Annotated in this window: 7 protein-coding genes and 1 pseudogene; all 8 read right to left on the reverse strand. The window is 60.6% G+C overall.

All coding sequences use genetic code 11. The features are described from left to right. Positions 1-43: 43 nt before the first annotated feature. Entirely contained in the window at positions 44-3,073 is a 3,030-nt protein-coding gene (locus MKZ87_RS12880) for a multidrug efflux RND transporter permease subunit (RefSeq protein WP_234205895.1), read from the reverse strand. A 13-nt stretch (positions 3,074-3,086) separates the two neighbouring features. Further along, positions 3,087-4,235, reverse strand: a complete 1,149-nt coding sequence (locus MKZ87_RS12885; RefSeq protein ID WP_085701698.1) for an efflux RND transporter periplasmic adaptor subunit — start codon at positions 4,233-4,235, stop codon at positions 3,087-3,089. A 146-nt stretch (positions 4,236-4,381) separates the two neighbouring features. Next, positions 4,382-5,482 carry a DUF1513 domain-containing protein gene (locus tag MKZ87_RS12890; RefSeq protein ID WP_085699633.1) on the reverse strand — a complete coding sequence of 367 codons (1,101 nt, stop codon included), beginning with the start codon at positions 5,480-5,482 and terminating at the stop codon, positions 4,382-4,384. 14 nt (positions 5,483-5,496) lie between these two features. Then, positions 5,497-6,561 (reverse strand): imelysin family protein, encoded by a 1,065-nt coding sequence (locus tag MKZ87_RS12895; protein ID WP_085701696.1) that lies wholly within the window; start codon positions 6,559-6,561, stop codon positions 5,497-5,499. Between the two features lie 26 nt (positions 6,562-6,587). Continuing rightward, on the reverse strand, positions 6,588-8,015 hold the full coding sequence (locus tag MKZ87_RS12900) for a di-heme oxidoredictase family protein (protein ID WP_266201038.1): 1,428 nt from the start codon (positions 8,013-8,015) through the stop codon (positions 6,588-6,590). Positions 8,016-8,237: 222 nt separating this feature from the next. Next, positions 8,238-9,167 carry a hypothetical protein gene (locus MKZ87_RS12905; protein ID WP_266201040.1) on the reverse strand — a complete coding sequence of 310 codons (930 nt, stop codon included), beginning with the start codon at positions 9,165-9,167 and terminating at the stop codon, positions 8,238-8,240. Further along, positions 9,164-10,099, reverse strand: coding sequence for a DUF6708 domain-containing protein (locus MKZ87_RS12910; RefSeq protein ID WP_266201041.1), 936 nt, complete (start codon positions 10,097-10,099; stop codon positions 9,164-9,166). Before MKZ87_RS12910 ends, MKZ87_RS12905 begins: the two co-directional genes overlap by 4 nt. Further along, positions 10,096-10,634, reverse strand: a pseudogene (locus MKZ87_RS12915) (hypothetical protein); the annotation flags it as partial. The pseudogene MKZ87_RS12915 and the gene MKZ87_RS12910, both read right to left, overlap by 4 nt.

Below are 10,634 nucleotides of genomic sequence, written 5' to 3' on the forward strand. Positions count from 1 at the left end.
CAAGAGCCAAAGGCCTCGCTGATGCGAGGCCTTTTTTATTGCGTCACGCCTTGGGATCGGGTTTCGCCAGCACGGTGTAAACGCACGGTAGAACAAACAGCGTGAACAGCGTCCCGATCGACATCCCGGTCGCGATCACGGTACCGATGTCGAAACGGCTGACCGCACCGGCGCCGGTGGCCAGGATCAGCGGCACCATGCCGAACACCATCGCCGCGGTCGTCATCAAGACCGGGCGCAGACGAATCGCCGCCGCTTCCTCCACCGCCTCGCGGGGTGTCAGGCCCTTCTCCTTGCGCAACTGGTTGGCGAACTCGACGATCAGGATCCCGTGCTTGCTGATCAGCCCGATCAGCGTCACCAGCCCGACCTGAGTGTAGATGTTCATGCTCGACCAGCCGAGGAACAACGGAATCAGTGCCCCGCAGATCGACAACGGCACGGTCACCAGAATCACCAGCGGGTCGCGGAAGCTTTCGAACTGCGCCGCCAGCACCAGGAAAATGATCGCCAGGGCCAGGGCAAAAGTTACCCACAGCGCACTACCTTCCTGGACGAACTGCCGGGAGGCGCCGCCGTAATCGAAAGCAAAACCGGCCGGGGCTTCTTCCCGGGCGATCTGCAACACGCTGTCGATGGCTTCGCCCATGCTCACCAGCGGGAAACCGGACAGTTTCGCCGCGTTGAGTTGCTGGAACTGGTTGAGCTGTCGCGGTCGTGCGCGGTCGGTCACGGTGATCAGGGTCGACAGCGGAAGCAACTCGCCCTGGGTATTTTTCACGTAGTAATTGTTCAGCCAGTCCGGGTTGTCGCGGTAGGCCCGCTCGACCTGGGCGATGACCTTGTAGCTGCGGCCTTCGATGGTGAACCGGTTGATCTCGGCTTCGCCCAGCAGAGTGGCGAGGGTGCCGCCCAGATCCTGCATCGACACGCCCATCTGCGCCGCCTTGGCGCGGTCGATGTCGACCACCACTTCGGGTTTGTCGAAAGCCAGATCGAGGTCAACGAAGGCGAACTTGCCCGACGCCATGACGCGTTTCTTGATCCGGTCAGCCACTTGCAGCAACAGCTCGTAGTCGTTGGCGGTGTTGATCACGAACTCGAACGGCAGGCCTTCGCCGGTGCCGGGCAGGGATGGCAGGTTAAAACCAAAGATCTGCAGGCCGGGAATGCCCTCGAGTTTGCCCTGTACTTCCGGGAGGATTTCCATTTGTGTGCGACTGCGCTCGTTCCACGGTTTGAGCAGGAAACCGCCGATGCCGGTCTGCACGCCGTTATAGCCGTTGATCTGGAACGATGAGTAGTACTCCGGAAACTCCTTGAAGATCTTGATGAACTCGTCGGTGTAGGTGTTCAGGTAATCGAGGTTGGTCGGCTGCGGGGCGTTGGCCATCATGAAAATGATGCCCTGGTCTTCGTCCGGTGCCAGTTCCGACTTGGTGAACTTGAGCAGCACCGGAATCAGGCACAGCACGATCACCGCGAACACCAGCACCACCGGCCGGGTGTTGAGTGTGCCGTGCAGCATGCTTTGATAGCGGCGCTTGAGGCTGTCGAAAATCCGGTCCAGTCGATGGGCCAGGCCCGTGGGGTTTTCATCGTGGCGCAACAGCACGGCGCACATCATCGGTGACAGAGTCAGGGCGACGATCCCGGAAATCACCACTGCCCCGGCCAGTGTCAGCGCAAACTCCTTGAACAGCGCTCCGGTCAGCCCGGTCAGGAAGCCGATCGGTGCGTACACCGCCGCCAGGGTGATGGTCATCGACACCACCGGCATGGCGATTTCCCGAGCGCCCTCGAGCGCGGCGTCCAGCGGTGTCTTGCCTTCCTCGATATGCCGGTGAATGTTTTCCACCACCACAATCGCGTCGTCCACCACCAGCCCGATGGCCAGCACCATTGCCAGCAGGGTCAGCAGGTTCATCGAATAGCCCATCATCTGCATGAAGAACATCACGCCGATCATCGACAGCGGAATGGTCACTACCGGAATGACCACCGAGCGCAGGGCGCCGAGGAACAGGAATACCACCACGATCACGATCAGCACCGCCTCGAACAGGGTTTTCACCACTTCGTCGATGGAGGCCTGGATGAACAGCGTGGCATCGTAGGCGATCTCGCTCTTGAGGTTGGGCGGCAACTGGGCCTCCAGCTCCGGCATGATCTTGCGCACTTCCTTGATCACATCCAGCGGGTTGGCCCCGGGCGTGGCCTTGATCCCGATATACACCGAGGGTGTTCCGCCGAACGAACTGATCGAGTTGTAGTTTTCCGCGCCCATCTCGACCCGTGCCACATCGCTGAGCAACACCCGACTGTCGCCACTGACCTTGAGCGGGATCTTGCCGAAGGCTTCGGCGGACTTCAGTTCAGTGTTGGCATTGATGCTGGTGACCACGTACTCGCCTTTCACTTCGCCGGCGGCGGAGAGGAAGTTGTACTGGCGCACCGCGTTGGTCACGTCGCTGGCGCTGAGGCCGAAACCGGCGAGTTTCACCGGATCGATCCACAGGCGCATGGCGAACACCTGGTTGCCGAGAATCTCCGCCTCGGCCATGCCCGGCAAGGTCGCCAGCTTCGGCTGGATCACCCGCGACAGATAGTCGGTGATCTGCGGGTTGTTCAGTTCCTTGCTGAAGAAGCTGATGTACATCAGCGCCGAGGCGTCGGCGGCTTCCTTGCTCAGTACCGGGTCTTCGGCGTCCTGAGGCAGTTTGTTCTTCACCTCGTTGGCCTTGGCCAGCAGTTCGGTGAACAAGCGGTCGCTGTTGGAGCCGATGCGCGCGTAGATCGAAATCACCGAGAAGTTCTGGCGACTGACCGAGGTCATGTAGTCGATGCCCTCGGCGCTGGCCAGACTCTGTTGCATCGGCTGGGTGATGTAGCCCTGGATGGTTTCGGCGTTGGCCCCGGGGTACGCGGTGGTCACCGTGATCAGGGCGTTTTCCATTTGCGGGTACTGACGCAGCGGCAGTTTGCTCCAGGCCTGGAAGCCCAGCAGCACAATCAGCAGGCTGACCACGGTGGCGAGCACCGGGCGGCGGATGAACGGATCGGTAAAAGCCATGGGGTTTCCTTGATCAGTCGGCGCGGGGCGGACTGTTCTGCTCGCCGAGGGTCTTGTCGTCGCTGATGGCAATGTGGGCGCCGTTGTCCAGTTTGATCTGGCCGGCCGTCACCACCTGTTCGCCGCTCTGCACGCCCTTGTTGATCACTACCTGGCCATCGCGGCGTTCGCCGGTCTCGACGAACCGACGCTCGGCGATCAGTACCGGTTGGCCCTTGTCGTCCTTTTCGACGGTGCCGTCTTCGGCTTTCTTCTGGGTGACCACGTACGTCGAATTGCCGTAGAGGGTGTAGGTGATCGCGCTTTCCGGGACCACGATGTGTTTCTGCGGATCCGGCAGCAGGACCTCGACGCTGGTGAACATGCCCGGCAGCAACTTGCCGTCGGGGTTGGCCAGGGTGGCGCGCACCAGGATATTGCGGGTGGTGCTTTCGACGATCGGGTTGATGGCGCTGATGGCGCCGGTGAAGTTCTGGCCGGGATACGCCGCGACCGTGATCTGCACCGGCTGACCGATGGCCAGTTTCGGTACCGACTGTTCGGGTACATAGAAGTCGGCGTAGAGGCTGCTCAGATCCTGCAGGGTAGCGATCTTGGTGCCGCTGGCGAGGTAGTCGCCGATATCGACGAGGCGGATGCCGATGGTGCCGCTGAAGGGCGCGACGATGCGTTTTTTGGCCAGCGCCGCATTGAGTTGATTGACCGTGGCCTTGTTCTTTTGCAACTGCGCCGAGAGCCGGTCGAATTCGCCTTTGGAGATGGCGCTGCTGCCGACGAGCTGGCTGCCGCGACCGTAATCCAGCTGCGCGAGACCGAGATCGGCCTTGGCGGTTTCGAGGAAGGCGGCTTCGACGGCGCTGTCCAGTTGCAGTAATGGTTGGCCGGCCTTGACCTTCTGCCCCGATTCGAATTTCAGCTCGGTGACGGTGCCGGCGTTCTCCAGACTCAGGTCGACGCCTTGCAGCGCCTTCAGCGTGCCGACGGTGGGCAAGCGCATTTGCCACGGGCGCTCGACGGCCGTGGCCACGGCGACGCTGATCGGCGGTTTCGGTTTGGCAAAGCCCTGGATCATCGTGTAGATCGAGAAGGCCTTGTAACCGGCGAGTAGCAGAACGATCAGCAGTACAACACCCAACATGATCAGCATGCGGCGACGCAGCATATTCCAGTTCCTTGGAGAAAATCAGGTGAGACAGGCGGGCACATTACCCTGAGTCCGGCAGGGATTCCAACTGCCAGTTTTTATCGGGTATCAGGGAGGAAGGTGGAGTACAGCGGGGCCGCCGACCGAGCGGTCGGCGGCGAATTTCAGGCCATCAGATGAAGATGGTTGTCCCAGAGCCCTGCGGGCAAATCCAGCGGTTTGGCCAGCAGATCGTCCTGACGGCAATCGTAGTAGCGGCAGCGTCCCTGACCGGAGGTCACGACAAAACCGTCCTTCACTGCACCGACGCCGGCGCAGTCAGGCAGCGGTGCGTCGAGGCGCACTTCGCCGCTGTCCAGATCCCAGATGAAGAAGCGGTTGCCGCGCGGTGCGGTCAGTGCCACCAGACGCAGGTCGCTGTGCACGGCGACGCTGGCGGTGTAATGACCCATCGACTGCAACTGATGCTCCGGCACCGGGAACGCCACGAATGGCTGACCGGGACGTTTGATCGCCAGCAGCTCCGAGCGCTCGTGGGACGGCCCCATGAATTGCTGGCCGGCGACGATGGTGCCGTCGCTGGCGATCCCCAGGTGGCGCACGCTGTTCATCTGCTGGGCGAGGGTTTCCTTGCTCAGCAAAGTGCCGTCGCGCTGCATCAGCACCAGGCTCGGTTCCATGGCGTCGAGGTTCATGTCGACCCGGCTTTCGGCCTCGGTGCGGATCCCGCCGTTGGCCACCACCAGGGTTTCACCGTCGGGCATCCACGACACCTGATGCGGGCCGAGACCGTGGGTGGAAATCTCGCCGCTGTGGACCAGCCGTTCGCCTTCGAATTTGTACACCCCGAGCAGGCCACGGCCCGGATCGCTGGTGTCGTTTTCGGTGGCGTACAGGTAGTCGCCGCTGTGGTGGATCACCGCGTGGCCGTAGAAATGCCGGTTCGGCTGCGAGGTCACGGTTTGCAGCAATCCACCGTTGCGCAGGTCGATCAGATAGCTCTCGGTGCCCGGCCGGCGGGCGACGAACAGCGCGATCGGCAGCGTCGGGTGATTGATGATGTCGTGGCAGCGCTGGCCGACTGCGGTGGCGAACACTTGAGTGCCGTCCAGCCGATAGCCGACGGCGTAATGCTTGCCGTCGGTGTCGTCCCGCGCCGACAGCAGCAGCGGGCTTTGGTCCTTGCGTTTGAACAGCGTCCAGCCGCCCAGAGTCACTGCTCCCAGCAGCAAACTACCTAAAGTCAGAGCCTGGCGTCGCAGCATGGCACGTGCCCTCATCAGTCACCGTCGTTGGCGTTGAAGCCCAGTTGGATGCCCAGCGCCTTGGCCAGCTCGCCTTCGTGCAGGCGGTGGACGACGTTGAGGCTGTCGTAGATGTCGTTGAGCTGCTGGCGACCGGCGTCGTCGTTGAGCATTTCGGTCAGCGAGCGCTGGGTGCTGGCAAACAGTTTGAGCGACGCCGCGTAGGCTGCATCGATCTTGTCCGCCAGCGGTTTTTGCTCGGCCGGCAGCAGGCCGCGCAGGCCTTTGTTGTCGACGCCTTCCCAGACGGTTTTCGCCGCCGCGAGGCTGGCTTCCAGCGACTCCATGGACGACTGGCTGCGCCATGCATCGGCCTGGAAAGGCTGAGGCACGCCCTTGCTCTGACGGCCCATCGGCGTGCCGAGTTTTTTCTTCAGGGTGTCGAGGGCAGTGACCTGTACCCGCAACAGATCGGCGATCGCTTCGTGCGAGTCTGCGTAGCGCTGGTTCGGGAATTTGCTCATCTGCGCGAGCATGCCGTCGGTGTTGTTCCAGCTGCTGAGGATCTCTTCGGCCAGTTGTTTCTGACGCTCGCCGATGGCCACCAACAGCGGGCAGTATTTGGCTTTCTGCGCATCGTTGGCCACATCCGGCTTGGCGTCGAACAGGATGTACTCGTAGGCGGACAGGCCTTGAACCACGACGCTGGACTTGGCCAGGGCGGCCGCATCGATCTGCGGTTGCGCGGTGACCAGTTGCTCGACCTGACGGCCGACCAGGTTTTTCTTGTCCGGCCAGAACTGCACCTGCCACGAACGGTTGCCCTCGGCCAGCGGGCCGATCAGCAGCGGTTGCAGCTCGGCCCAGGCTTTCTGCGCATGCAGGAAGTCGGCACGGGCGGTGTCCAGGGACTCTTTGCCCTGGCAGTAGGCGAGGGCGCTGATGGCCAGTTGCTTGTCGGCTTCGACCCAGCGCGTGTAGGTCGGCAGGATCACCGATTTGGCGATGGCCGCCGAAGTGACGGCTTGCGGGTCCTGCGGCGAGCACGCGCCGAGGGCCAGTGCGGCAAGGCTGGTGAACAACAGCTTGGGACGGAACATGTCGGGCTCCCGATTCTTTTAAGTGTTTAAAGTGAGTTCAAGAACGCCAGCAGCGCGGCACGCTGCTCGGCGTTGAAAGACAAAACCTGTTGCTGCGCCGCCTTCGCTTCACCGCCGTGCCAGAGCACGGCTTCGAGCAGGTTGCGGGCGCGGCCGTCATGCAGAAACTGGGTGTGGCCGCTGACCGTCTGCGTCAGGCCGATGCCCCACAGCGGCGGGGTGCGCCAGTCGCGGCCGGAGGCCTGGAATTCAGTGCGGTTGTCCGCCAGACCTTCGCCCATGTCATGCAGCAGCAGATCGCTGTACGGGCGAATCACTTGATTGGCCAGTTCAGGTTCGGCAGCGTTCGCGGCAGTGGTGTACTTCGGTGTGTGACAGGACTGGCAGCCAGCCTGGAAAAACAGATTCTTGCCGGCCAGCACCTGCGCATCGTTGACCCCTCGACGGGCGGGAACGGCGAGGTTGCGGCTGTAGAACAGCACCAGACGCAGGATGTTGTCGCTGACTTCCGGCTCACCATCCGGGCCGTTACCATTCGGCGCCTGTTTGCAGGCGGTTTGTGCGTCGGTGCAGTCATCAAACGGTCTGAGGCTGGTGGTGAGGCCCATATCACCCGAAAACGCATGAACATTCTGTTGATTGAGGTTTGGTTGGCCGGCTTTCCAGCCAAATCGACCCATGACCGTCTTTTGCTGCGCGTCGTCCCAGACCCGGTTTGGCCGACCGTTGACGCCGTTGTTCTCTTTGGCCTGGGCGGTGGCGTTGGCGAGGATCGCTTCTTCGGGGATCGCTTCGAGCAGACCGAGGCCGATCATCGGCGGTGCAACGCGGGCGGAGAAACGCGTGTCCGGGTGCATCGGGCCGTAGCCGAGCTGGGTAATCTGCAAAACCGGTTTACGCAGCTCGACTTCGGTGCCGTCCTTGAAGCGAACCGGCACCGGCGTGTAATCGACCCGCACCTTGCCTTCCGGCGCGACGCCGGGGACAGCCATGTCCTGAAACTGACCGCCGTAGACGGGTTCGGGCACCACGCCCACCTGTTCGATCACCTTGGCATAGGCCGGCGCATCTGGAATCGACAGGCGCACCAGCATCGAAACAGCGTTGGCTGCATCCGGTGTCGGCGGATGACCGCGGCCGTCCTTGATGTGGCAGTTCTGGCAGGCGTTGGTGTTGAACAGCGGGCCGAGGCCATCGCGGGCCGTGGTGGTCGACGGCGCGATCACCCACGGGCTGCGAAAGAAACTGTTGCCGACGCTGAAGTCCACCCGGCGCGAGGGCGGCAGGTTGGCGGACGGCAGGGAAAACGCGTTCTGATCGCTCTTGCGCACGGTCGCCGCGCCGCCGGAACGGGCCTCACCCGGCTCGGCCTTGGTGAAGCGCGGGGCGTCATCGCAAGCACTCAGGCCCAGGGCCAGACACAGTGCGGACAAGCGAAGAGGCAGCGAGGGCATCAGACTTCCTGCAAGAGGGGCGAATTTGAAGGCGCAAAGTCTAACAGGGCGAGGGAGTTTGAATAAGAGGAATTATCGTTTGCTTGATGTGGGGCGACAGACGCAAAAGAGCCGCGCTCATCGCGGCTTTTTGCATTCAGAGTGCCGGGAAGCCAGCCCGTCGACGTCTCCCGCCAAACCTGACTGTTTTTGATCAGAGCCAAACCCACTGCAGGGCCGGCCTCAAGCCAGCTCTCTTTCTACCAGCGCAGCGAGTTCAGCCTCGCGCTGGGCGATGGCGCCCTCTAGTTCAGGGGAGCGTTTGGCCCATTGCTCGGGAGGGAGGGGTTTTGACCATTCGATGATGTCGGGATGGGGCAATTCCGGTGGATGGGAAAGCTTCCAGTCCTGGAGCTTTTCCGCCAGATAAGTGCCCAGAATCGTAATGCAGAATATTCCCCACAAAACGCTCAACATGTCCCCTTTGCGCAGATCAACGATGAGCGATCCGATTTGGGTTTCTTCATAAGGAGCAATACCAACCCGACTTTCAGGCACTGCCTCTGGCCCTATTTCCATGTAACTACGGGTGCACTCCCACAACGCCATCGCCGTCGTACCACCGCCGCAATTGAAGCCCAGCGAAAAATGCTGGTTGTCTTGGGTGGCATCCGGGTCGGGGTTTTCGAAACCGATGACCAGTAAACCCATCGTGGTTTTACCGGCCTGACTGACCGACGACTGCTGGGTGGCGGCCGCTGTCACGCTTTCCCAAGGGACGATCCAGTATTCGCCGTTGTCGCGGGGGACGCAGACTTCCCGGCGTTGGCGGTTGAAGCGTATGGGTAATGGGACTTCGCGGAAGAGGCCTTGTATTAAAAAGAAGGTTGGCACTCCAATAATGAACGTCGTCATGACTGCAAAAATATGCATCTCGTCATGATCATTGCGGAACAGATATCCCATGAAGGCGAACAACATCACCATTGGCCAAAGCACCATCACTGCCGAGCCAATGCTGTAGTTACCAATGTCGAGAAACACCTCGTTTTTGCGCCAGATGATGTTGAGCACATCAGAGGGTTTTCTACCGGTGGGAATAGGCAACGGCGCCAAATAATCATTGCGGGAAAAAATCCCCTTCTTCGTAGTGCCTGCGGTTGGCTTGCTCACACCTGCGCCTCAACTCGTCCGGCCAGCTCGGCTTCTCGTTTGGCAATGGCAACTTCCAGCTCCTGGGAGCGTTTGGCCCATTGTTCGGGAGGGAGGGGTTTTGACCATTCGATGATGTCGGGATGGGGTAAGTCGGGGGGCGGATATAGCTTTTTTCTTTGCAGATAAGTCGCGAGAGGTGCATTGAAAATGAATACGCCGAATACGCCTTCCCATAACAACGTCAAGAACCAGCCACGTTCTTTGGCTTTATCTTTCATGTAATCGACGTAGTAACGCAGGTTGGCGCCTGAATTGAGCGCTGCGGCATCCGGCGATGCTTCTGGCCCGATCTCCATGTAACTGCGCATGCACTCCCACAACGCCATCGCCGTCGTACCACCGCCGCAGTTGAAGCCCAGTGAAAAATGCTGGTTGTCTTGGGTGGCATTCGGATTGGGGTTTTCGAAACCGATGACCAGTAAACCCATGGTGTTTTTACCGGCCTGACTGACCGACGACTGCTGGGTGGCGGCCGCTGTCACGCTTTCCCAAGGGACGATCCAGTATTCGCCGTTGTCACGGGGGACGCAGACTTCCCGGCGTTGGCGGTTGAAGCGTATGGGTAATGGGACTTCGCGGAAGAGGCCTTGTATTAAAAAGAAGGTTGGCACTCCAATAATGAACGTCGTCATGACTGCAAAAATATGCATCTCGTCATGATCATTGCGGAACAGATATCCCATGAAGGCGAACAACATCACCATGGGCCAAAGCACCATCACCGCCGAGCCAATGCTGTAGTTACCGATATCGAGAAACACCTCGTTTTTACGCCAGATGGTATTGAGCACGTCACAAGGCTTTTCCCCGGTAGGAACAGGCAACGGCGCCAAATAATCATTGCGGGAAAAAATCCCTTTCTTCGAAGTGCCTGCCGGTGGCGTGCTCATTCCTGCGCCTCAACTCGTCCGGCCAACTCGGCTTCGCGTTTGGCAATGGCGACTTCCAACTCAGGGGAGCGTTTGGCCCATTGTTCGGGAGGGAGGGGTTTTGACCATTCGATGATGTCGGGATGGGATAAGTCGGGGGGCGGAGATAACTTCCACTCTTGCAACATCATTGCCAGCGGAGCGCCCAGAAAAATGGCCCCGATTATCAACCAGGCAGCCTTACCGACTTCCTGTGCAACCAGATGGTGTCTGATGCCGTCCAGATATTCACATGTAATGCCCCAAACAACGCTTCTACCTCGCAGTTTTGCCCGCCCGCCCTCAAAATCATTGGTCTGTGGCAAAACATGCAGCCCGATCTCCATGTAACTGCGCATGCATTCCCACAACGCCATCGCTGTCGTGCCACCGCCGCAGTTGAAGCCCAGTGAAAAATGCTTGTTGTCTTGGGTGGCATCCGGGTCGGGGTTTTCGAATCCGATGACCAGTAAGCCCATGGTGTTTTTACCGGCCTGACTGACCGACGACTGCTGGG

Origin of the sequence: Pseudomonas sp. MCal1 (assembly GCF_026341415.1) — a bacterium.
Classification (GTDB): domain Bacteria; phylum Pseudomonadota; class Gammaproteobacteria; order Pseudomonadales; family Pseudomonadaceae; genus Aquipseudomonas.